The organism is Chloroflexus sp., assembly GCF_034434295.1.
Taxonomy (GTDB): domain Bacteria; phylum Chloroflexota; class Chloroflexia; order Chloroflexales; family Chloroflexaceae; genus Chloroflexus.
The window spans coordinates 1-23694 of record NZ_DAOTZQ010000115.1; the positions used below are offsets into that span (position 1 = coordinate 1).

General features: G+C 56.5%; 14 protein-coding genes. 8 read left to right on the forward strand and 6 right to left on the reverse strand.

Annotated features, from left to right (window positions below; all coding sequences use genetic code 11):
* From VAE57_RS15675 to VAE57_RS15690, 4 genes are all read right to left on the reverse strand, one after another.
* On the reverse strand, positions 1 to 284 hold a 284-nt coding region (locus VAE57_RS15675; RefSeq protein WP_322822797.1), incomplete at its 3' end, for a hypothetical protein.
* A gap of 823 nt (positions 285 to 1107) precedes the next feature.
* The gene (locus tag VAE57_RS15680; protein WP_322822798.1) at positions 1108 to 2112 is read right to left on the reverse strand and encodes a patatin-like phospholipase family protein; all 1005 of its coding nucleotides are present in this window, start codon (positions 2110 to 2112) and stop codon (positions 1108 to 1110) included.
* 529 nt (positions 2113 to 2641) lie between these two features.
* Positions 2642 to 3163: a DUF1772 domain-containing protein gene (locus tag VAE57_RS15685; RefSeq protein ID WP_322822799.1), complete on the reverse strand. Its 522-nt coding sequence runs from the start codon at positions 3161 to 3163 to the stop codon at positions 2642 to 2644.
* 24 nt (positions 3164 to 3187) lie between these two features.
* Positions 3188 to 3667 carry a DUF2269 family protein gene (locus VAE57_RS15690; RefSeq protein ID WP_322822800.1) on the reverse strand — a complete coding sequence of 160 codons (480 nt, stop codon included), beginning with the start codon at positions 3665 to 3667 and terminating at the stop codon, positions 3188 to 3190.
* A gap of 102 nt (positions 3668 to 3769) precedes the next feature.
* Between VAE57_RS15690 and VAE57_RS15695 the strand changes: the two genes are divergently transcribed.
* A complete protein-coding gene (locus VAE57_RS15695; RefSeq protein WP_322822801.1) occupies positions 3770 to 4735 on the forward strand; it encodes an AraC family transcriptional regulator in 966 nt (321 codons plus the stop codon).
* Between the two features lie 154 nt (positions 4736 to 4889).
* Here the strand turns inward: VAE57_RS15695 and VAE57_RS15700 are convergent, their stop codons facing one another.
* Positions 4890 to 7022 (reverse strand): DUF6345 domain-containing protein, encoded by a 2133-nt coding sequence (locus tag VAE57_RS15700; RefSeq protein WP_322822802.1) that lies wholly within the window; start codon positions 7020 to 7022, stop codon positions 4890 to 4892.
* A 299-nt stretch (positions 7023 to 7321) separates the two neighbouring features.
* Here VAE57_RS15700 and acnA point away from each other — a divergent pair, with 299 nt between their 5' ends.
* Positions 7322 to 10063, forward strand: a complete 2742-nt coding sequence (gene acnA, locus VAE57_RS15705) for an aconitate hydratase AcnA (protein WP_322822803.1) — start codon at positions 7322 to 7324, stop codon at positions 10061 to 10063.
* Positions 10064 to 10485: 422 nt separating this feature from the next.
* Here the strand turns inward: acnA and VAE57_RS15710 are convergent, their stop codons facing one another.
* Positions 10486 to 14313, reverse strand: a complete 3828-nt coding sequence (locus tag VAE57_RS15710) for a magnesium chelatase subunit H (RefSeq protein ID WP_322822804.1) — start codon at positions 14311 to 14313, stop codon at positions 10486 to 10488.
* 1359 nt (positions 14314 to 15672) lie between these two features.
* Between VAE57_RS15710 and VAE57_RS15715 the strand changes: the two genes are divergently transcribed.
* From VAE57_RS15715 to VAE57_RS15740, 6 genes are all read left to right on the forward strand, one after another.
* Positions 15673 to 16989: an extracellular solute-binding protein gene (locus VAE57_RS15715; RefSeq protein WP_322822823.1), complete on the forward strand. Its 1317-nt coding sequence runs from the start codon at positions 15673 to 15675 to the stop codon at positions 16987 to 16989.
* Positions 16990 to 17154: 165 nt separating this feature from the next.
* Positions 17155 to 18375, forward strand: coding sequence for a sugar ABC transporter permease (locus tag VAE57_RS15720; RefSeq protein WP_322822805.1), 1221 nt, complete (start codon positions 17155 to 17157; stop codon positions 18373 to 18375).
* Complete coding sequence (locus VAE57_RS15725; protein WP_012259004.1) at positions 18372 to 19217, forward strand: sugar ABC transporter permease; 846 nt, start codon at positions 18372 to 18374, stop codon at positions 19215 to 19217. The genes VAE57_RS15720 and VAE57_RS15725 overlap by 4 nt, the downstream gene beginning before the upstream one ends.
* Positions 19218 to 19223: 6 nt before the next feature.
* On the forward strand, positions 19224 to 21335 hold the full coding sequence (locus tag VAE57_RS15730) for a transcriptional regulator (RefSeq protein ID WP_322822806.1): 2112 nt from the start codon (positions 19224 to 19226) through the stop codon (positions 21333 to 21335).
* A gap of 26 nt (positions 21336 to 21361) precedes the next feature.
* A complete protein-coding gene (locus tag VAE57_RS15735) occupies positions 21362 to 22171 on the forward strand; it encodes an alpha/beta hydrolase (protein WP_322822807.1) in 810 nt (269 codons plus the stop codon).
* 67 nt (positions 22172 to 22238) lie between these two features.
* A complete protein-coding gene (locus VAE57_RS15740) occupies positions 22239 to 23288 on the forward strand; it encodes a hypothetical protein (protein WP_322822808.1) in 1050 nt (349 codons plus the stop codon).
* The last annotated feature ends 406 nt before the right edge of the window (positions 23289 to 23694 follow it).

A 23694-nucleotide genomic window follows, 5' to 3' on the forward strand; every position in this document is an offset into this window, starting at 1 on the left:
GCGGTAGGCGAGGCGGCATCGCGGATGAGGGTATGGCCGTAGATTTGATTGGTATCGAAGGTGGTGCCGGTGCCACCGCAAGTATCGCCGGCCAGACCGAAGACCGCCCCTTCGAGGGCCGGTGGACACGTCCCCGGTTGATGCACCCACGTCTGCCGGTTGGGAATGGTGGCTGAAACTGGTGTTATCGGCAATAAACTACCGACAATGAGAAGCAAAAGTAACGTGATTGTCAATGCGCTGACTAAGCGAAGCCAGATTGTTGATATGTGTAGTGATTTCACGATTCCCTGCCCCCCTACTCGTGATAGCTTGAGTGTAAGAAGAAAACTTAAACAATATTTGAATGTTATGGGAGGGTTAATGAATATTATGTCACTTGCTGGATAGTTGGGCGAGGCTGAAGAGAGGACTAAGCCGTATTGGATGAGAGTTGACAATCCCGGCAGAGCATCTATGCAAAGAGTAGAACTTATCTCACAAAAGCTGTGCATTCGTGCTCCCAGCCTGTCGCACAGGCAAACGACCGCTTACCAATCACCAACAACAGTAGATCCGATGCCCAGGCTGGCGGTATAGCAGCGAGGATGGCTAACGATCATCGTTGGTGCCAGCACGCACCGGATTGCCTGCATTTCCTGCTCGTCATCCGCGTGTTGCAGCGTGTAGAGTGCAGCGGCCGTGCTCACGATCCGGCGTGTGGCACGCTGTTGCCCCTGCTGGTCACGAGGATGCGATGTGTGCTTGTCAGAGTCGGTCAAGAATGAGCGACGCTTTCGCGGTTAGCGTCGATTATGTAGCGTCAAACCGCAGTTTTCGGGTTAGTGTGAATACAAATCCTGCCTCAATCCGTGGAAGCCCCTGCGGGGCTGCCTGGTGGTGAGGAGGGGAGGCTAGGCGTACTCAACGGTAGCTCCGGGGGGGTAAAGCGTCGGCGGGTTCATTCGTCGGTGGGTTGTCTGTTCAGCTCACTTTCGCCATCACTACCTCTGTGCCCTCCGTGTCGCTGTGGTGCAATAAAAAAACCTACTGACCACCAGAAAGAAGGGGCCGCCCCCGTGCCCCCTCACCCTCTTTCTATTTCCTATCTTCTATCTTCTACTTCTACTACACCATCCCCGCTGCCTCTGGACGCGCCGGTAGTCGGTTTGAGCCGATCATCACTGGCCGCTTCCGCTCGAGCTTTCGCGCACGGCGCGGCTGCGGTTGAACCGCCAGTTGCGTACCGTTTCGCCACAGCCGCAGATCGATCAGCTCACCGGCCAGCTCACGTGCTGCCTCCAGCCCGATGGTATACCCCTTTTCAGGGGTACTCAAATCGAGCGTATGGATGGACGCAACATCAGGCTGAATCAGCACATCGGGCGGATACTGCTGCAAACGCAGCTCGGTTGCTTCCGCCATTAGCAGACTCAATGCACGCTGGGCAACCGCAAACTGCTTCGGCGCAAACATAAAGCGTGCCAGCAGGCTATTGTTCTCTTCGGGTTGGAGCGAGAACCCGGCCTGGGCATCGCGCAAATCAACCGCGATCACCCGCTGGGCACCCAGTTCATACGCTACATCAACCGGTAAATTGTTGAGAATGCCGCCATCGGCCAGAAGCATGTCGCCGTAGGGCACCGGCGGGAAGAGTGCTGGGAGGGCGGTGGTTGCCAGCAATGCCGGCACAACTGGCCCCTCGTTAAGGACAACCGTCTCGCCACTGACCAGATCAGTTGCCACGACTGCACACGGCAGGTTAAGATCGGCGAAGGTGCGGTCACCGAGGAGACGATACAACATCTCCTCCCGCCGCCGCTGGCCGATAATGCCGGTGCCGGTCGGGTCGGGAGTAGCAATACGGCGCAGTGCGCTCTGGCGAAAAACATCCTGGATCGCAGCGAGATCAAAGCCCGCAGCGTAGAGTACGGCGACCGCACCTCCTGCTGAAGTGCCGACAATCAGGTCAATCGGAATATCGAGTTCTTGAATCACCTGCAAGACACCGATATGCGCCGCCCCCTTGCCACCGCCGCCACTCAATGCCAGTCCAATCCGGCGCGTCTCAGGGGTTGGTGCCGGTCGTTGTAATCGTTCACGGATGGTTGTAATCCAATGTGTAATATTCATAGTTTCAATTATACGCAACGTGTCTAGCCCGGCGAAAGCGACTTGCGACTGATACTGAGAGGCTTATTCCTTTCAGAGGCTGGTGTAAATACCAGGTATCTACTTCCACGCTGTGTGATGCGCAAAATCTGGAGTGCGGAAGCTATGCTCCGCACATCCCGTGCTCGATCTGGGTGCGTGTTGTACCGGTGACGCTGTCGGTTGCGGATATGAGATGAGGGCTAACGACTATCTGCGGTGTCATCACGCGCTGGATGGGTTGCTTTGCCCGCTCGTTATGCGCGTATCGCGGCGTGTGGAGTGCCGCAGCCATGCTCACGATCCGGTGCGTGTCACGCCATGATGAGCAGCACGACGTTGCCCTCAACACCGGATGGTGTGATCGGATGAACGATGTGGGGAGCAGCCAGTTCCCATTGGCGTGCTATGTCACGTCTCAAGATAACAATCTGGGTTTTCCACATACTCTGTGTCTCTGTGTCTCTGTGGTGACAAAGATAGCAACTTGGGTTAGTAAATGTTTTTGGCTCTAGCGTGCCTCAAGGAAAGGTGTTCCCTTCGCCTGCCCTTCAGGCATCTCGAAAGACGCCCAAATCATCAGCAAAAAGCTCACGTAATTAACCGGCGTGCGGATGGCGTTGAGCGTGTTCCACGTGCTGCGAGCGTTTTCCCAGTCGGCGGGCGGCGCCGCTGGATCCCAGGTCAGTACGGCATTGTTGATTGGAACATTCAGAACAATCGTAAATATCCCGACCCCGAAGAAAAAGAGCGCCCAGCCCAGCGCGGTAAAACGCCAATAGGCAGTGTTGCGCTGTTGCCACAGACGCACCAGTGGATACAACGGCAACAGCATCGCCAGATTGGCAACGACAATCACGCCTGTTGGGAAGGCATCGATCGAGCGAATAAGCCCTTGTTCGACTCTGGCGTATTCCGTAGCGTTTAGGGTCATCAAGGTGGGGATGACCCCCTGCTCAAAGGTGTAGAGCAAACCGGCAAACAACCCAATTGCGAACGTGGCTATCAGATGAACGATGCGAATGCTTTTCACGCGAAACTCCTTTGCTGCAAGCAGTTACCATAGTGGCGGCTCGAAGATCTTGAGCAGCACAATGATTACCACCAGCACACCCATCAATGCACCGACCTGATTAGATCGCTGTGCCAGCATTTGATACTCCGGGTCGTTGATCCCGCTGGCTTCCAGGGTCTTGATCTGGCGGCTAAGCAGTGGCGTATACACGCCATAGGCGATTGCCATTGCTACGATGTACAGCCCTATGGCGACCCATAGAAAAGGTGCGACGGTTTTGCCCATCGCAATCATCAGTACGCCGGTGACTCCGCCTGCGAGATAGCACGGATTGGCGACATAATCGTCAATGAACTTGACGCCGCGTAGGGCAAAAGCCATGCTGATCGGGTCCTTTGTGCCCCGGATAATCCAGATGACATAACTTGCATTCAAGCCAACGGCAACCATTGTGGCAAAGATATGCACGAACACGAGCAGGGTGTAGATCAAGGGTGGTGCGCCTTCGGGTGGTACGTGCATCGCAGACCTCCATTGACTGAACCGAATGCTTTGACTATAATCCACACTATCTGGACAGTCTATAGTTATAAATCCGTTTTTCTTTGCCAATCGTCCAGGATTATGGACACGCTTACTTACATTCTCAATCTTGCGCGCCTGAAGAGTAGCGTCTATTGTCGCTCTGAACTCGGTTCACCCTGGGGACTGCATTTTGCCTCACGTTCCTGCGCGGTTTTTCACGTCTTACACCGTGGCAATGGCTTTTTTCAAGTAGCAGGAACACCCGAATGGACACCGCTGCATGAAGGCGATCTGTTACTCTTACCCCATGGTCAGGAACATCTCCTGCTAGAGACGCCTGATACGCATCCGCTCCGCAATCTGGAACTCGATCAGTGGGGGGAATGCGCCCTGATGCGCTGGAGTGATACGCCCAGTGCAGTGCTGTTGTGCGGCACGTTCGATTTCGAGTATGTACACGCGGCATCGTTATTCCAGTATCTACCGGACGTGATACACATTCCGTACCACGCAGCACGGCCACTCAATCGGGTCCTGGAGTTGATGGCAGATGAGGCCGAGTCGCAGCGACCGGCGAAAGAGGTTGTCTTGCGCCGCCTGGCCGACATCCTGTTTGTGCAGATCGTGCAGTATTGGGTGGAAATGCATGGCACGCAAGGCAGCGGCTGGCTGGGTGCCTTCCACGACCCGCTGATCGGCAAGGCGCTGGCACTAATGCATGCACACCCCCAACAGGACTGGCAGGTAGCCTCACTGGCACGTGCGCTGGCGTGTTCGCGTTCGACGTTTGCCGCCCGTTTTACTGCGCTGGTCGGTGAGCCACCGATGGAATATCTGACGCGCTGGCGGATGCAGATAGCGTCGCGCCTGTTGATTGAAGACCCCTCGTTGCGCGTTGGTGAGGTTGCCGCTCGTGTTGGCTATCGCTCCGAGGCAGCCTTTAGCAAAGCGTTTAAGCGCCTGGTCGGCATCGCGCCCACTGCGTATCGTAGCGCGGCGGGGCATCGTGTTGAGGCAACTCGGCTAGTGCATAGTCCTGGTGCGCAACATGCGACGGGTCCATAGTGTGTGATCGGCTGTAGCTGCAAGCATGGGACGGGATGGAGGTGTGCCACTTTTGCCGTATGGATTGATGTAGTCTTTATCGTTGATAATTCTTCAGGTTGCGCCACTTATACAGGGGGTAGATACGCGATCTACCCCCTGGAGCCTTTTTCTCCTAAAACTCCCACCACACCCAATTGTATGATGTCACCGGGAATGGTCGTGATGGGAATGTGCCACCCGGCTTGGGCAGTTTGTCGTTAATTGGGTTCACCGTTGCGCTACGGGCGTAGATATAGGCTGGCTTGCCGGCATTCATATCAAAGGCGGTCTTCACCCACGCCTGCGCAATCGTCAGTTGTGCCCACGGAAAATCAATCCCCAGGAAGGACGGCATCCGCATGTTGTTCATCAACTGCCCACCGAATGCGACGTCGGCCATGTTGCTGTTAAAGCCGAGCAGCATATGGGCGCCCTGAAAGGCGTTAAACCAGCGTCGGATAGGCTCACTACCGGCTGCATATCCCTGTACCCGTAGCGTCTGACACGAGGAGAAGCCGACCCAGCGCAGAGATTGATAACGGGCGTTCGCGCCATCAAACCAAGTGCTATCCTTGTTTGACGCCATAGAGATGCCACCTGGTCCACCGTGGCCGGTGTAGTATACGAAGGCCGCCCGATCAACACCGAATGTACAATCAACCCCACCCAGGCTGCAATCACGCCAGTCGCGCTCCCAGGCTGACGAATTTGACCAGAAGAAGCGTTGGGTGTAGCCGTAACTCAGCATACCGCCTAGCAACCCACTGACATCGGGTATCACACCGGGCAGATCCGATCCTCCCATCCCGGCCGGTGGATAGTCCCAGTTGCCTTCGATCCCGAAGGTGTAGTTGGTTTGGCTGAGTTCGACCTGCGTTATTGCGCTGGAACTGGCACTGGTGCGGGAGACAACTGGAATGTAGAGAAATCGAAAATCGGGTGTCAGGCTAATGCTCGCGTCACGCTGCACGCCGTTGTCGTCGGTTACCCGCAAGATGACGGTTTGTGCGTCTGGTGTCGTCTCGCGCAGACTCGCCGGTATGATTGTCGTTAACGTTACTGTGCCGGGAGTGTTGCGGGTATCCGGATTGCTCAACGGTGTCTCATCGCCGAGGAACCACTGATAGGTATACGGAGCGGTGCCATCGGCGATGGTGCCGTTGAAAGTTACTGAACTACCCGGCTGAAAGGTACTGCCATTGGTTGGGGATGTAATGTTGACCGTCGGCGCAAACCCACCCGATCCACCCTCTGCCAGAGGTACTGAGAACGAGCGGAGCACAATCTCCTCGCCACCCGGCAGCGTGACCGTGATATTGTCAAACATAGCCTCCGGTTCGATAATAGACTGCTCAACAGCGAAATCGTCAACCTGATAACTCAATACCGGATTGGGCACATTTACCGTTGCGCCGGGGTATGATCGCTCGACGATCTGCTGCACCTCGTTGCGCACCTGGTCGAAACTCCGTACCGGTACCTCTGCTACAAAATCAAGACTCCTGCCATGGAAGGGCATGGCAATCGCCGCTAAACCGGGGACTGAACTATCTAGTGAGTCTCCACCTCCCTGTTGAGTAAGCAGCGTGTCAGTTGTCGTAAACAGGAGCGATAGATGGCCGCCCGCGCCACCAATGGGAATGAACTGCTGCCCATTGACAAAACCAAACGGTACTTCAACCACCACACCAACCACCGACTCAGTAACCTGACCCAGGCCGGCACTGCTGACCGGTACCTGCGCTGCCCGGATGAGGGTAGTGCGGCCAATGTCTTTCGTGTTGCTACATGTGCCTGGTATTGTGGGCAGACGTACCGGATAGTTGCTCTGGCTGTTTCCAATCAGTGTGCCGTCGCGGCTGACAAGATCGTTATTCCTGAGAAAGAGACAGGCCAGGCGTTTGGCTTCCTCTTCGTCTACTGCACCGGTTGGTGTTTCACGTCCCAAACCATCAATGTCATACGCAAAAAAACCGCCTGATGCCTCATACTGCGTTAGCACCGTGCGGTTTTGTTCGTTCAAACGAAAAAGGCGGTTCTTGCCGCGGAATTCATCCTGACTGGCGGTTGCGGTACGCCCAATCCCTTCGAGTAAGCCACCTAACTGTTGGGTGGTGTCATTGCTTACAGGTAGTTTGGTTAACCGAAAGACTGGCAACAGAGTTGTGGTCTGGGCCGGTGCCGGAGTTGCCGGCCAGAGTGCCAGACACAGCGCACTCGTCATGAACAGTGTGAGCCATACCTGTGCATATACCCTGAATCTCATGGTCTCCTCCTCACTCCATACTCGCGGAAACAATCCGCCTGAAATGAGGATAAGAAAGAGTTCAAGGTTAGACATTTCAGGCTTTCATGATCTTAAATGTATATCCCAACAGGAATAATCACCCGAAAGTACTAAGTCATGCATTGATTGCAAGCGGATGTCGTATAATTCTACTGCTGTATCACGCTTTGGGAAGTTTGTGTAGTCTATCACAACATTGTTATCATTCGTGCTATAATCGCTCTACCACAAGATGGAATGGCCTTCCGTTGCAAAGGTACAACCGAAGGAGATGACCGATGGTCAACAGTTTTGGTGCTCGCTCGACTCTCACGGTCGGCGACCGAACCTACGAAATTTATCGACTTGACGCTCTGACTGCCCATGGTATAAATCTTGCCCGCCTGCCCTATTCGCTCCGCATTTTGCTGGAAAATCTTCTCCGTCACGAGGACGGACGTACCGTTACCGCCGATGACATTCTGGCCCTCGCTAACTGGCAACCCCAGGCTGAGCCGGAACGCGAAGTAGCGTTTATGCCGGCCCGTGTCATTCTGCAAGACTTTACCGGTGTGCCGTGCGTTGTCGATCTGGCGGCGATGCGTGATGCGATGGCCGAACTGGGTGGTGATCCACGTCGTATCAATCCGTTGCAGCCGGTTGAGCTGGTGATCGACCACTCGGTGCAGGTCGATGCCTACGGCTCAGAAGCTGCCCTGTTGATCAACAAAGATCTGGAGTTTCAGCGGAATGTTGAGCGCTATGCCTTCCTGCGCTGGGGCCAGACGGCGTTTGACAACTTCAAGGTCGTGCCTCCCGGCAACGGTATTGTCCACCAGGTCAACCTGGAGTATCTGGCTCGTGTCGTTTTCACCAGCGACGAGAATCCACGCGCTACCGGGCCGGTACAGGCCTATCCCGATACACTGGTTGGTACCGACTCACACACCACGATGATCAATGGTCTTGGTGTGCTAGGCTGGGGGGTTGGCGGTATCGAAGCTGAGGCTGCGATGCTCGGTCAGCCACTCTCGATGCTGATCCCCCAGGTGGTTGGTTTTAAGCTGACCGGGCGTTTGCGTGAAGGGGCAACCGCGACTGACCTGGTGCTGACGGTGACCCAGATGCTGCGTAAGCTGGGTGTGGTGGGCAAGTTTGTCGAGTTCTTCGGTCCCGGCCTGGCTCATCTGCCGCTGGCCGACCGGGCCACGATTGCGAATATGGCACCTGAATACGGTGCGACCTGCGGTATCTTTCCGGTCGATGAAGAGACGCTCCGCTATCTGCGCTTCTCGGGCCGTAGTGAAGAGCGGGTGGCGCTAGTCGAGTCCTACTTCACAGCGCAGGGCCTCTTCCACGATGAGCACACTCCCGAAGCTGAATACTCGACGGTGCTTGAGCTTGATCTGAGTACGGTTGAGCCGAGTGTTGCCGGACCCAAGCGTCCAGAAGGTCGCGTGCCGCTGCACGAGGTCAATCGCACGTTCCATATGGCCGTGCCGGCAATTATCAATCCAACCCAGCCCGATACTGCCCTCTCGGCAGCCGATTTTGCCGCCACTGCGGTAGCTGTACCCGGCGCCGATTACAAGCTGCATCACGGTTCGGTGGTCATTGCTGCGATCACTTCCTGCACCAATACCTCTAACCCATCGGTGATGGTGGCTGCCGGCCTGCTGGCCAAGAAGGCGGTTGAAGCCGGTTTGAGTGTGAAGCCGTGGGTGAAGACCTCACTGGCTCCTGGATCAAAGGTAGTGACCGAATACCTGACCAACGCTGGTCTGCTGCCCTATCTCGAAGCGCTTCGCTTCCACGTTGTCGGTTACGGCTGCACAACCTGTATCGGGAATTCGGGGCCGCTTGCGCCGGAAATCAGCCAGACCATCGAGCAGTCCGGTCTGGTCGCGGTCTCAGTGCTCTCTGGTAATCGCAACTTCGAGGGTCGTGTCCAGCAGGATGTGAAGGCTAACTATCTGATGTCGCCGCCGCTTGTAGTGGCCTACGCCATCGCCGGTCGTATCGATATCGATCTCGATGAGGAGCCACTTGGGATTGGAAAGGATGGTAAGCCGGTCTACCTGCGCGACATCTGGCCGTCGCAGGCTGAAGTTCAGCAAACCATCGAGACGGCCATCCAGTCCGAGATGTATCGCCGCTCGTATGCCAGTGTCTTTGTGGGTGATGAGCGATGGGAGAATATTCCGGTGCCGGCTGGTGATCGCTTCGCCTGGGATCCGCAGAGTACCTATGTGCGTCGGCCTCCCTACTTCGACCAGATGAGTCCAACGCCGCCGGCACGGGTGGCCGAGATCCATGGGGCGCGTGTCCTGGCATTGCTCGGCGACAGCATCACCACCGATCACATCAGCCCTGCCGGTAGTATCAAAGTCAACTCTCCCGCCGGCAAGTATCTGATCGAGCACGGTGTGGCACCGGCAGATTTCAACAGCTATGGTGCACGCCGTGGTAACCACGAGGTGATGGTACGCGGCACCTTTGCCAATGTTCGTCTCCGCAACAAGCTGGCGCCGGGCACCGAAGGTGGCTTCACTACCTATCTCCCCACCGGTGAGGTGATGACTATCTACGATGCGGCGATGCGTTACCAGGCCGATGGGACGCCGCTGGTGGTGATTGCCGGCAAGGAATACGGCAATGGCTCATCGCGTGACTGGGCAGCCAAAGGGCCGTATCTGCAAGGCGTGAAGGCGGTTATCGCCGAGAGCTTCGAGCGTATCCATCGCTCAAATCTGGTCGGGATGGGTATTGTGCCGTTGCAGTTTATGCCCGGCGAAAACGCGGCCAGCCTTGGCCTGACCGGTCACGAAGTCTATGATGTTATCGGTCTGGCCGATGCTATTGCCAGCGGCTTCGCCAACGGGCGCATCCTGACGGTGCGGGCAACCGCCGGTGATGGCGCGGTGCGCCAATTCCAGGTTCGTGTCCGTATCGACACACCGCAGGAAGTCGAATACTACCGCCACGGTGGTATTTTGCAGTACGTGCTGCGCCAGTTGCTGGCTGAAGATCAGCAGGGATAATACCTGCGGCAGCGTGCTGTAACGCTGATCACCCCAGGGGCAAGCGACGCCTTACCCCTGGGGTGATGGTCTTCAAATGATCTGCTGTGCTCCGGATCAACAAGTCGCCATCAGCCGTATTGTTCACCCCCAACCAGTGTGCAGCGCCAGCTTGGTGGGGATGACACCAAATCTGGTTTTATAGAAGTCATAGCGCGCTATCTGGAACCCGTTGGTGTGTCTCTACTATCAAATCTAATACAACCCAATTTGGCTTCCCTGTTCGCTGCATCCCTTGTATGGCAAGGTGAACGGGCACATCAACCACCCCTAGGGGCGGGTTCTAAACCCGCCCCTACGGATCACCGCATGTTCGGTGCCAGGCAGTGCTGCACAATGTCATTCAAGATTTGACACAAGAGGTCATACCCTCTTTCACCCCGTCACCGCACCCCTTCCAGCCGATCTTCGAGATCGGCATAGATCTCGCGCAACTGGGCTAACGTCTCTTCATCGGCTTGCCAGAACCCACGGTTATGGGCTTCGAGGAGCCGTCCGGCGATGCCGGCGGTGGCATGCGGGTTAAGACTGGCTAACCGCTCACGCATCGCAGGATCGAGCAGGTATGTCTCGGCCACACCCTGGTAGACCCAGTCTTCAACCGCCTGTGCGGTTGCACTCCAGCCGAAGGTATTGCTCACCCGAATCTCAATCTCGTGGACACCCTCGTAGCCGTGTTTGAGCATCCCTTCGTACCATTTCGGGTTGAGCAACTTGGCCCGACTCTCCAGGCGTACCACCTGTTCCAGTGAACGAACGCGATTGGCACCCGGTGTGACTAACTCGGCTACTTCACCCATCAACGTCGTTGGACGCACACCACGAGTCTTCTCGACGCTCTTGGTCAGGCCACCGAGATACTCGTAATAGTGGTCAATGTCGCTAATGCCATTCTCGACGCTATCGATGTTCTGGAAGGTGACACTCACCGTTGCCAGTGCGCGCTCCATCAGGGCGCGTGCTTCACTCCATTCACCGCCCGGCTGAAGTGCAAAACCCTTACGTGTCATAAACGCTTCGGCCAGTTGCCCATCTTCTTCCCACGTACTGCTCTCGACCAGATGGTTGACATTTGCCCCGTAGCTGCCAGAGGCGTTCGAGAAGACACGTGTCGCCGCCGCTTCGACACTCAACCCCAATTCAGCAGCCTGGGCTAAGGCATGGGCGCGGACAAAGTTCTGCTCAGGCGGCTCATCGGCGGTAGCCGCCAGTCGAATCGCCCGGTCGATCAGACGCGCCTGCGCTGCAAACAGATCGCGGAAAATACCACTCACCGTCAGCACAACGTCGATGCGTGGTCGACCGAGTTCGGCCAGCGGTATCAGTTCAACAGTGGTGATCCGACCGAGTTCATCGGCAACCACACGAGCACCGATCAGCGCCAACGCCTGGGCAATCCCTTCGCCCTCGGTCTTAATGTTGTCGGTTCCCCACAATACCATCGCGACCGTTTCAGGGTACGCACCCTGCTCGGCGCGTATCCGTTCCAGGAGTTCGCGGGCGATTGCCGTGCCGGAAGTTGCTGCGGCCTGAGTGGGAATATGGAAAGGATCAAAGGCGTGAATATTGCGTCCGGTCGGCACAACAGTAGGATTCCGCACCACATCATTCCCGGCTGAGGGTAATACATAGCCGCCATTCAAGGCGCGGAGCAGACTGCTCACTTCGCGCTCGGTCGTCATGCGGCGTTGAATATCGAGCAGGTAGTTCCACAGCGGTGCGAGGAGGTGAGGATTTAAATTGACATAACGCTTCAATACCTTATCGGCGGCCTGCCCGTCACCGTGCTCGACCAGGGCGGAGATCGCCGCCCGGCAAATCTCTTCGATATGGCGATACTGTTGCTGCGCTGCCGGATCGTGGCGTAGTCGTCCGGTGAGTGCAGCGTAATCCAGTCCCAATGTGCGCCCGACCAATACCGGCAACGGTTCGAGCGGGGCCTGATTGGGTCCGCCTGGGACACGAGCAAAGGTTGCGATCAGATGAAGCGTATCGATCTGCTCACCGGTCTGGGGTGCTTCGCCAAGCACGTGCAACCCAACCGGGATCATCCGCTCTTCGACCTGCAATAGCTCGTGACTCAGCGCGGCTACATATGCATCACCTTCACCCTCGGCAACCAGATGCAGTGCTTCGGCCTGCGTGCGCAGATCGGCAAGCAAGTCAGGATCGGGCTGAGCACGGTACCGCTCAATACTATCTTTGAGTGCCCGTAGCCCTTTGTACAAACCGGCTTGCTGTACCGGTGGTACCAGATAACTGATCAGTGTAGCCATCCCGCGTCGACGGGCAATGCTGCCTTCGCTCGGATTGTTCACACAGTAGTAGTAAAAGTTGGGGAGCGCACCGATCAGGCGCAAAGGCCAGCATTTGGCACTGAGACCCGCCTGTTTCCCTGGCATAAATTCGAGCGCACCGTGTGTGCCGAAATGCAGTACGGCGTGAGCCTGGAAGATCTTGCGCAACCAGACATAATATGCGGCAAAACCGTGGTGAGGTGCCGCGTCTTTGCTCATGAGCAAACGAATGGGATCGCGTTCATAGCCAAAGCTGGGTTGCAGACCGACAAACACGTTGCCGAAGCGCCGCCCCAGAATGTGCAGACGCTTCCCGTCGCTCTGCAACTCACCCGGTGCCGGCCCCCAGTATGGCTCGATATCGACATAATCCGGGAAGAGCCGCCGATACTCCTCGACCGGCAGTGAATCGGCGACATTCCCATCGGTGCCATAGAGCAGAGCATTCCCTTCTACCACCATTCGTCGAAGATCGTCAGCACTTGCCGGCAGATCGACCGTGTAGCCGGCGGCGTGGAGCGCCTGCATCAGACGAAAAACGCTGGTGAACACATCGAGATAGGCCGCCGTCCCGGCATTCCCCAGGTTAGGTGGAAAATTGAAGAGCGTGATGGCTATCCGGCGCTCGGCAGGTGGTGTGCGACGGAGAGCAACCCGCGCAGCAATTCGCTCGGCGGCCAGTTCAATCTCGGCGGGGAGTGGCGTAATCTCTTCGCGTCCACGTTGCATACCGCCGACCACCATGGGATCGGTAGCGCCATCAAGTTCAGGAAGCGATACATTCAGGGCGAGTTGAAATGGAGCAATACCGCGGTCATCGGTACGCCACTGCTCGATATGTTGAAATACCAGGGGAAAGAGATCGAGCATCGGGGTATCGAGTTGATCAAGCGTAGCACTGGCCTGATCGGGATCGGTACTGGCCGGCCCTCCGACTAGAGCAAAACCGGTCGTATTTACCAGCAGATCGACATCGGCAGTCGGCGCATGTCCTCGCTGTCGGGCAGGTCTGGTGAAGAACCGTTCGACGGTCGGTCGCATATCGAGCGTCGGGCTATATGCGGCGTGTGCCTCGATACCACGGGCTTCGAGAGCGCGAATCAGGGCATCGAGATGATCACGATTCCCCGACAGCGCGAAGGGACGCATAGTAAGCAGGCCAACACTGCCCTTGAGCAAAGCGTGCCGCTGTTTGCGCCGCCAGGCCCGATAGCTCTCCAGATCGGCGAAGGGGATCGGTGAATCGGGGTGAAATATACCCATCTCTGGGATATCTTGCGGATCGAGTACCGGTAGCTTTCCTTTATAGCCCGGCACGTAACGTTCGATGAGCATTAACAACAGACGGCGCAGATTTTCCGGCGAGCTGGCAGCCCAGAATTGATGCGCCATCACATAGGTGTGAATATCACGCGCCTTACCAGGCAAAAACTTCAACATCTTGCTCAGGCCGCGCACCAGCGACATCTGGCGTTGAATTTCGCCGTGCCCGTGTTTAGGTTGAAACTGGCTCAGCCACTGCCGAAATGCACTCTGCTCGGCTGCGGGTTTGGGTCGCAGATCAAACTTACCGACGCGGGTCTGGCGAATCAGCGAAGGGCTGCTCATAATCATACAGACCGGGCAAGACGCCGACGAGAGAATATCACTCAACGGGCGCACATACTCCTCGCCGAAGAGCATCGAACCAAAGACAAAATCGGCTCGCGCTACCGAGGCTGCCAGGCGTTCCCAATCAGCCGCGCTGTGCATGTTCGGCGGTGTAAAGTAATCAATTGCCAGCCGCAATCCGTACTCACGCTCGATACTCGCGGCTGCCTGCCGTAGAGCGGGAGCGTTGTTCGCTTCGATACATAAAAACACGAAGCGCATAGCCGATCTCCTTAAACATGCTGCTGCCTGAACTGAGTACATTATATGATATGTCATTATAGAGATACAGTCTCAAAATGTAGAATTCACATCTCAGAAGGTTAATTCTGGGTGAAGGTTTGGTAACTGACCTTGTTTGGGTTGGGGTACGGCGAATAACGAGGCTTAGCATTCGGCAAGAGGACGTTCAACAACATGCTGTCAACACCGTATATCACCACAGAGACACGGAGGGCACGGAGGATGGGTATAACCCGAGTCGCTATCTTAAGGCGTAAAGTAGCGTGTCTACGGGAAATGGCTGCCCCCAAATGATTCATACGGTTACGCTGCTTCCAGGCTGCCGGTATGACAGCGAGGAGATCTGACGCGCATCACTGACGCCATCACGCGCTGGATAGATTGCCTTACCCGCTCGTCTGCGCGTGTCACGGCGTTTGGAGTGCGGCAGCCATGCTGCCGCGCCAACCGTGCTCACGATTCGGCGCGTGGCACGCCGTTGATCCTGCTGGTTACGAGAATGTTGTGCGCTCATCACGATCAGAGAGTCGGTCAGGAATGAAGGAGATAACTTCCAGGAGATGTTTTCTAAAACAGGTTCTACACCTGAACGCGAAAGCCTGGCACTAGCGTTGTTGCTCGGAGGGGACACCATTGCCAGATAGCGTTGACCGAGTCGTGTGGTATGGCGTGTGGCAGCCATGCTGCCGCGCCAACCGTGCTCATGCTAAAGGGCTGGTCACAGCGTCCGTACGGTCGCATGAACAACATGCAGAGGTACAGGTGATAGACGATCGCGGACGGGAAGCCTCCCCCTGGAGCGAGGTACCCCTCACTGCCTGATGAGCAGCGATGCGTCCATTTGGACAGTGCTACAGGTCGCCATCTACCCTGCGTTCGTTGTAACACCGAACAGCGCAATTGTGTCGTATTGCTCTCTCTAAACCACACACCGCAAAATTACCCAACAACGGGTCTTCCTCTGTGCTCTCCGCGTCTCTGTGCTCACCTCCCCATCCTCACCCGTCTCCGCTGATCATTTTGCGGTATAATTTCATGGCACCTACTTGACAGCACAGCAAGAGTGGTGTATAGTTGTTTGCGAAAAGGTTGTAAACAAAACAATGTCAGACACAACTATTAGTGGCAGGGCAAAACCGTACTCAGACTCTCAGTTGCTGCCATCGGTGCGGTAACACACCTTGCTTCGGTACCATACGGTTTTGCTCCTGCTGCACACAATGATCTGACATGATTGTGCGCAAAAAGGAGGTGGTTTGTCTCTACCGTACCGGGTGTAATGCTTTTTCGATGGATATGTCTACTTGTTCGTTATTCCAGATTTCCGTTGTCGTGCTGTTGTCGTAGAAGACACAGTCAAGGAGTACAACCGTGAGTGCAATGAAGCGTGCTTTGATTGCTCTGTTCCTTGCCGCCGCGATGATTTTGGCGGCATGTGGTTCGAACCAGACCGCCACTCAGCCGACCACCGCTCCGGCTCCCGCCGAGCAGCCGACGACTGCTCCGGCCCCCGCTGAGCAGCCGACGACCGCTCCCGCCGAGCAGCCCACCACTGCTCCCTCCGCTCAACAGGTCACCATTCGTATCTGGCATCAGTGGGATGGTGCGTATCTGACTGCGATTGAGCAGGCCTTCCGCGATTATGAAGCCGCCAATCCGAATGTCAAGATCGATCTCTCGAAGCCGGAAGATGTCAGCAATGCGTTGAATGTGGCGATCCCCGCCGGTGAAGGCCCCGATATTATCGGTTGGGCGAATGACCAGATCGGACAGCAGGCACTGGTTGGCAATATCGTCGCGCTGAACGATTACGGCATCACCGAGGATTTCCTGCGCAGCACCTATGAGCCGGCTGCGGTCAATGGTGTGATCTGGCAGGGCAAGATTTGGGCATTGCCGGAGACCCAAGAGGGTATTGCTCTGATCTACAACAAGGCAGTGGTGGGCGATATGCAGTTGCCGACCACCCTCGATGAGCTGTTGCAGATGGCGAAAGATTTCCGTGCTGCCAACCCTGACAAGACCTTCGTCTGCAACCAGGGCTTCGGTGGTAACGATGCGTACCACGTCGCTCCAATCTACTTCGGCTACGGTGTGCCGAGCTATGTTGACGATGAGGGCAATGTTTACGTCAACACGCCGGAGATGATCAAGGGTGGCGAGTGGCTGGCCGAGATGAGCAAAGTCTCGTTCAGCGAGCAGAGCTACGACATCTGCAAGGCTGCTCTGGCTGAAGGCAAGGCGGCTATGTGGTGGACCGGCCCGTGGGCGATTGCCGGTATCGAGCAGGATGGTGTTGATTACGGCATTCTGCCGCTGGGCAAGCCCTTCGTCGGTATCAAGACCCTGATGCTGACCCGCAATGCAGTTGAGCGCGGCAATGCTGAGGTGGCGCTCGATATTATGAAGTACTTCACCAGCGCCGAGGTGCAGGCGAAGCTGGCCTTGACCAACAAGACGGTGCCCGCAGCAACCGCAGCGCTCCAGAACCCCGAGGTCGCCGCGCTGCCCACGCTGGCCGGCTTTGGTGCCGCCCTCAATCTGGGTGTGCCGATGGCCAACACCCCCTTCGCTTCCGCCCAGTGGGGTCCGGTCGGTGAGGCAAGTGTTGCCATCTGGACCGGTGCGCAGTCGCCGGCTGATGCGCTGGCTGCTGCCCAGCAGGCAATTGAAGCTGCAATTATGCAGATGAAGTAAACCTTCCGTGTAGGGGTGAGCAGGGGCTCACCCCTTTTGAACGCCGTCGTTATCAACAACACGAGCCGGACCACGCTGTCCGGCTCACTCACTACACCCGCTGCGCCGGTTGGGCGCCCGGTAGCCGATGACTGGCCTGCCGGTTGCTTCCAGTGAGGTACGCCCATGGTCTCGTGGTCTAATCGCCGCAAAGTGCTCACCATTCTGCTCTTCACCGGTCCCACTATCATTGGTATTCTGCTGTTCAATATTTACCCTATTCTGCTCAGTGTATATACCTCGTTTACCAATCGTAATCGTTTTCGCCCTAACCCCGATTGTGAAGTGTTTCTGACCGGTATTCTCGATCCGTTGTGCTGGCCGCAATTCCGTACCAGCGCACCGGTTGGTCTGGGGCAGCCGTACCGGTTACAAGACCCTCTTTTTGCGAACTATGCGAATCTGATCGGTAATCTCTTTACCCCAGAGGCGTTATCGGCGATTGCTGCGATTGCCCTCTGTTTTGTGCCTCTGATCGCCGCTTCGTTCGTGAACCGACGTTTGCAGCGCATGATGGAACCGCCGGTTGCTCCGTCGATTGTCTGGCTGGGAGCGTTGGTGCTGGGTTTTATTCTGGCGGCGGTTATCAATGTCGCTAATGCGTATGAGACGCTGATGCGCAGTGGCGATTTTGTGGTCGTGGTCTTCCGCACGTTGCTCTTTGTGATTGCACGGGTGCCATTCAGTTTTCTGCTTGGTCTGACCTTTGCCCTACTCCTGAACAGTGACTATCTCCCCGGTCGCACGTTGTTTCGGGTGTTGCTCTTTGTGCCATGGGCTGCATCCTCGCTTGCGATTCTGATGGCCCTGATCTGGCAGTTCTTCTTCCGCGAACAGGGGACCCTCAATCAGGTGTTAGCGATCTTTGGTATCACCGGCCCGTCCTGGCTCCGTGATCCGGTCAGTGCGTTTGCGATTGTAGTGCTGGTTGATACCTGGTTTTCGTATCCCTTCTTTATGATTGTGATTCTGGGTGCGCTGCAGGCGGTTCCTCGCGATGTGTACGAAGCGGCTGAGCTGGATGGCGCTTCCTGGTGGCAGCAGCTTACCCGCATTACCCTACCGCTAATCCGTCCGGCAGTACTCCCAGCAACCGTCCTCACCTCGATCACCGCATTTCAGATGTTCGGTACGGTGTGGGCAATCACTCAGGGTGGGCCGGTAAATGAGGTCGGTCGGCCCGGTGCGACAGAGTTTGTGATTGTGTACGCCTACAAGCAGATTTTCCAAACCCAGAATTACGGTAATGCGACAGCTTTCGCCGTCATTCTGTTCATTTTCTTGTTTACGGCAACCCTCTATAGTCTCCGGCTGACGCGCATCACGAAAGGGGCCTACGAGTCATGATTCGCAAGCCTTCTCGACCGGTATTGGTGTTGCAGTACACCATTCTTATTCTCGGCGTGCTGTTTGCGGTCTATCCGCTTTGGTTTGCCTTTCTCGCCTCTGGTCGTACCGGTGATCGCCTCTACACGCTCAATCTACTCGGGATGTTTATTCCCACGGAATGGACGTTCGAGAACTATCGGGCGATGATCTTCGACCGGCCACTCCTGACGTGGTTGCGTAATAGCATCTATGTGGCCGGTGTGACGACGGTTGCCTCGCTGGTCATTACTACCTCGGCCGCATTTGCCTTTTCGCGCTTTAAGTTTTACGGTCGCGAGTTTGCTCTGATTTTGCTGCTGGCGATTCAGACCTTCCCCGGTGTGTTGAGTCTGGTTGCGGTTGCCCAGTTGCTGACGGCGTTGGGCCTGTATGGCAAGCACGAAGGGCTTATTCTGGCTTATACAACCGGCACCCTCGTCTTTAGTACCTGGAATATGAAGGGCTATTTCGATACCATTCCGATTGAGCTGGAAGAAGCGGCGATGATCGATGGCTGTGGTCCGATCCAGTCGTTTATCTTAATCGCATTGCCCCTGGCCCGTCCTGCACTGGCGGTTACCGCACTGCTCGGTTTTCTGGCCGGGTGGGGTGATTTTATCTTCGCCTCGGTGCTGGTACCGGCACCCGATAGCATGAAGCTGGTGGTTCCCGGCCTGTTCAGTCTCGCCAATAGCCAGAGCGTGCCGTGGGGGAACTTTGCGGCTGGTGGTTTGTTGATTATCCTGCCGACCATTATTGTCTTTTTGATGCTCCAGCGCTTCCTGGTGTCGGGATTAACGGTCGGTGGTGTAAAGGGATAAATCAGCGTGCGTTCCGGTGTGTCTCGTGGCCGGCTGATCGGCGTGATCGTCCTGGCCGCTCTCTTGCGCTTGTGGGCAGTACTAACATTGCCGGTTGATTTCGATGAGCCGGTGTATGTTGGTGCTGCCCTTGATTATGCGACGCTCATGCGCCAGGGCGACTGGGCAGGTGTGATCGATTATCCCGGTAATCGTCAGCATCCGGCATTACATAAGTTGATGTATGCTGGTGGCGCGTTACTGCTTGGTGAAGCCGCGAATCAAACCACAGTTCTCTACGTGGTGCGCCTGATGGCCGCTCTGCTGGGGACGATTGCGGTTGTGCTGTTGGCCTTCACTGCCGGCCCACTGGCAGCAGGTTTGCTGGCAATCCACACCCTTACGGTGAAGTACACGGCACAGGCATACCTCGAAGCATTGCCCCTGGCGCTCTCGATTGCTGCCGTCGGCGCGTGGGAATACGCCTCACGCCTGGAGCCTGCTCGCCAGCGCATTTGGTGGTGGCTGGGAGCGGTTGCCTGGGGGCTGGCGACCGCTGCCAAGATGAATTATGCCATCATTGCCGCGCCGGCAATGATCATGTTGTTGATTCAGCGTGGTCAGGCGCGACGCTTACCTGTGCTGGTCGGGATTGCACTCCTGAGTTTTGTCGCGGCCAATCCCACGCTCTGGCGGCAGCCGTTGGAACGCCTGATCGCTATGGCCGGTTTCTGGACGGCGTACACGCAGGGGAGCGAGGTGCAGGCTGCCGGCTATCCCTGGTATCAGCCGCTCATCTGGTTGGCGACGGCACCGGCTGTGGGCTGGCATCCAGAGGTTTTCTTCTTCCCCGGTCCCGATCCGTGGCTCACGCTGCTGGCCTGTCTTGCGCTGCCGATGGCCTGGTGCGATCCCCAGCGTCGTTACCTGGTTGTCTGGTTCCTGAGCGGCGTCCTTATCCTGCTGCTCTGGCCGACGAAATGGCCGCAGTATGTGTTGACGCTGGTTACGCCAACTGTCTTGCTGGCCGCACCCCTGCTGTCGCGTTTCGCGACCTGGCTGTATCAGCTTAATGACTACTGGGGATGGAGCACCATCATGGCGCTGCGCCCGCCCCGCATGGCATTAATTGCACTCGCCTTACTGGTCGGGTTCATCGGCACGGTGTATGCCAGTGCATTGATTATGGTGACCGTCGGCAGTATTGGGTGGCGTTCAATCCCTCCAACAACCGGTGGTCTTCCGCCAGGGCCGGTGTACGCGATCCAGCCATTGCGCGATGGCCGGGTTGCGTTGGGTGGGGAAGCTGGTCTGACCATCTGGCAGGCGCCCCTTGTGAGCGAAGATCCGCCACGATGGCGCCATCTGGATCTGGGACAGGTCTATGCCCTGGCTGAAACGACTGCCGGTCTATGGGTAGCAAGTGATCGGGGGCTGGCTCTGGTACAGGGTGATGACGACTGGACGTGGCAAACGCCAGCTTTACCGGAGCTGCCGAATCTGTTGGTTCGTACAGTTGCGGCGGCGCCGGATGGTACCCTCTGGGTCGGCACGAATGCCGGTGGTATGGTGCGTAGCATTGATGGTCGCTGGCAAGGGTTGCCGCAGGCCGCCCGTGGGGGGCTGGTGCTGTCGCTTGCTGTCGAGCCATCCGGCGCGATATGGTTTGGTGGGATCGGTGTGCTGAGTCGCTATCTACCGGCTTACGACACCTGGCAACATTTTGAACGGACAGCCGGTTTTGCCGGTGCTGGGGTGTCGGCAATTCTGATCGATCAACACGGCGTGGTATGGGCGGCCACGCTGGGCGAAGGGCTAGCGCGTTGGGATGGAACGCGCTGGGAATGGTTGACCACTGCCAATCGTCGGCTACCGGCGCAGACCATCACGACACTGCTCGAAACTGCTGCCGGCGAGATCTGGGTTGGAGCAGCCCGACCATTGACAACGGGCGGCTTTCTGTTGCGTTACGATGGGCGCGAATGGTACTCCTATCTGCCGCGCAATTCTGGCTTTACCGGTGCCGAGCCATTGGCATTGGCGGTAGACCACTCAAATCTGCTATGGATCGGTACGCGAACTGATGGTATCCTTACCTATCAACTGAGTGCTGATCAGCGGAGTAGTTTCCTTCCATAGGCTTTGGCCGAGAAAGAAGATGTTCTATGCCACTATACCGTCATCTCGATCTTCAGAGTTGCTACGTCACTTCTCGTCCGGTCGATGTCTGGCTTCCGGCAGCAACCGGTGATCAACCGCTACCGGTCATCTACATGCACGATGGACAAAATCTCTTCGATCCGGCACTTCGCGCCGATGGTGAAGTCTGGGCGGTTGATCAGGCCATCGAGCGCCTGCGCGCCACCTACAACTGGCCCGGTGCGATTGTCGTTGGGGTCTGGTGTACCGATCAGCGCTGGCGCGAGTATGCGCCGCAAAAGCCTTTTGCTGCTCTCCGGCAGACGCGAGCCTGGGAAAGCATTGTTGAACGTATGGGTGGCGAACCAGTCTCTGATGCCTACCTCTCCTTTTTGGTCGAAGAGGTGAAACCGTTTGTTGATCGCCACTATCCTACCTTACCCGATGCCTCACATACCTTCTTGATGGGATCGAGCATGGGCGGCTTGATATCGCTCTACGGGGTGTGCCAATACCCCGATCTGTTTGCTGGCGCCGGATGTCTCTCGACCCACTGGCCGGCTGGTGGTAATCTGCTGGTCGATGAACTGGCAGCCCTCTTGCCGCCTGCCGGTCGCCATCGGTTCTATTTCGACTATGGAACGGTCGGGTTAGATGCAGAATATGAACCCTTCCAGCAGCGTATGGATCGCCTGCTGGAGCAGGCTGGTTATCGTTACGGGCATGACTGGCTGACGCGCAAGTTTCCGGGTGCAGCGCACAACGAAGCAGCCTGGCGAGCGCGGGTAGCTGATGTGATCGCTTTTTTGGTATTGAGAAGGGTGGCCGGTGAATAATCACTGCCCCCTTCAGCGACTGTTCGGCTCAGGCAGTGCATCTGCCATTTCCCGCCCAGAGGGGTCTATGCGACGATTTCTGGTACTGATTGGCATCGTCGGGCTGGCGTGTGTGCTGATAGGTGGATTGGGTGGCTTTGCCATGTTCTGGTTCAGACGCGAAGAACAACCGGCCTTTGTCTGGAAGTTTACTAATATTCGCTCAGCGTTATTCCTGCGCAATGATCTACTCGCTGTTGCAGACGACAGGCAGACAACGTTCCGGCGTTTTCCAGACAATCAGGTGCTTCAGACTCTACCGGTCGGTGGTTACCTCGCTTTGCACCCAGATCGCACCCTGCTCGCTATCGGTAGTTGGGGTACAGTCTGGCTGTACGATCCTGTAAGCGGCGAACGGCGAGCAACCTTCAATTGCTGGCCGCGAGGTGAGCATATATCTCCAATGAGCCTGACTTTTTCTCCTGACGGATCTATCCTTGCTGTCAGTGAGTCGAACCACAGTCAGGACCTGGAGGTACAGCTTTGGGACGTAATGAATCAACGGCAGATTGGCTCAATCCTGCTCGCTGATCCTGACGCGACGTTCGTCGCAGCACTTGCATTTAGCCCTGATGGTGAACATCTGGTTGTTGGTACCAATGCCAGTGTCTGGCTGGTTGATGTCGCACAACGTACCGTTAGCCGGCAAATCCAGCCCAGGCCAGGCGGGAGCATTGCGTTTAGTCCCGACGGTTCTCGTCTGGTCCTGGGTGGTAAGTTTATCCGTGTCTACGACACTGCAACCTGGCAACTCGCGTATGAAATAACCTTTCCCGAAGTGCTAAAAGATCATATTACGCCGGAAAAGTTGTATATCTTTAGTATGAACGTGGCGATTAGTCCTGATGGTCGTTGGCTGGCAACTCCCAACCAAAAACCGCCTCACGATAGCATCTCGTTTTTCGAGCCAGGTCCGCCGCGCCAGACCATTGCACTGCGCAATCCTGCCGATGGTCGGCGAAAACGCATCTTGAGCGGCAGCCCAATTAGCTTGGGTACCCTCATGTTTAGTCCCGATGGAAAGTGGTTACTGAATGTAGGGTTGAGCGACGTGAGGGTGTGGCGGGTTGAGAATTGACGTTGAGCCAGTCACGCGCTGGACTGAACATCGTTCGCGCTCCATGATGCGCGTGTTGAGTCGCTGGCGTGCGGGAGCCAGGTTTCCGCTCCAACCTTGCTCTACGTCGGTCGCGTGTCACACCGGCTATCTTCAGGTCAATATGATTAACCAGTCGCACCCCTGACCGCTTATTAGTATCAAATCTGGTGCAAGCGACTTCATAACATGTGATCCGATGATCACTCTGGCATCATACTTGAGCGCGGAAGCAGAGTGTCGATCTTTCTGCCATGGGCACAGTGGGATTGCATATCAGAGAGGATACCATTGCCAGACAGGATTACTCGAGTCTCGTGGTATGGTGGAGTGCAGCAGTCACGCTGCCGTGCCAGCCGTACTCGCGATCAGGTATGGGGCGAAGTGG

What these genes read in the sequence shown, in the direction of transcription:
- VAE57_RS15690 (WP_322822800.1), bottom strand. Translation starts at nt 3,667, where the DNA reads ATGCACGTACCACCCGAAGGCGCACCACCCTTGATCTACACCCTGCTC.
- VAE57_RS15700 (WP_322822802.1), bottom strand. Translation starts at nt 7,022, where the DNA reads ATGAGATTCAGGGTATATGCACAGGTATGGCTCACACTGTTCATGACG.
- acnA (WP_322822803.1), top strand. Translation starts at nt 7,322, where the DNA reads ATGGTCAACAGTTTTGGTGCTCGCTCGACTCTCACGGTCGGCGACCGA.
- VAE57_RS15740 (WP_322822808.1), top strand. Translation starts at nt 22,239, where the DNA reads ATGCGACGATTTCTGGTACTGATTGGCATCGTCGGGCTGGCGTGTGTG.
- VAE57_RS15715 (WP_322822823.1), top strand. Translation starts at nt 15,673, where the DNA reads ATGAAGCGTGCTTTGATTGCTCTGTTCCTTGCCGCCGCGATGATTTTG.
- VAE57_RS15735 (WP_322822807.1), top strand. Translation starts at nt 21,362, where the DNA reads ATGCCACTATACCGTCATCTCGATCTTCAGAGTTGCTACGTCACTTCT.
- VAE57_RS15680 (WP_322822798.1), bottom strand. Translation starts at nt 2,112, where the DNA reads ATGAATATTACACATTGGATTACAACCATCCGTGAACGATTACAACGA.
- VAE57_RS15710 (WP_322822804.1), bottom strand. Translation starts at nt 14,313, where the DNA reads ATGTACTCAGTTCAGGCAGCAGCATGTTTAAGGAGATCGGCTATGCGC.
- VAE57_RS15725 (WP_012259004.1), top strand. Translation starts at nt 18,372, where the DNA reads ATGATTCGCAAGCCTTCTCGACCGGTATTGGTGTTGCAGTACACCATT.
- VAE57_RS15720 (WP_322822805.1), top strand. Translation starts at nt 17,155, where the DNA reads ATGGTCTCGTGGTCTAATCGCCGCAAAGTGCTCACCATTCTGCTCTTC.
- VAE57_RS15695 (WP_322822801.1), top strand. Translation starts at nt 3,770, where the DNA reads ATGGACACGCTTACTTACATTCTCAATCTTGCGCGCCTGAAGAGTAGC.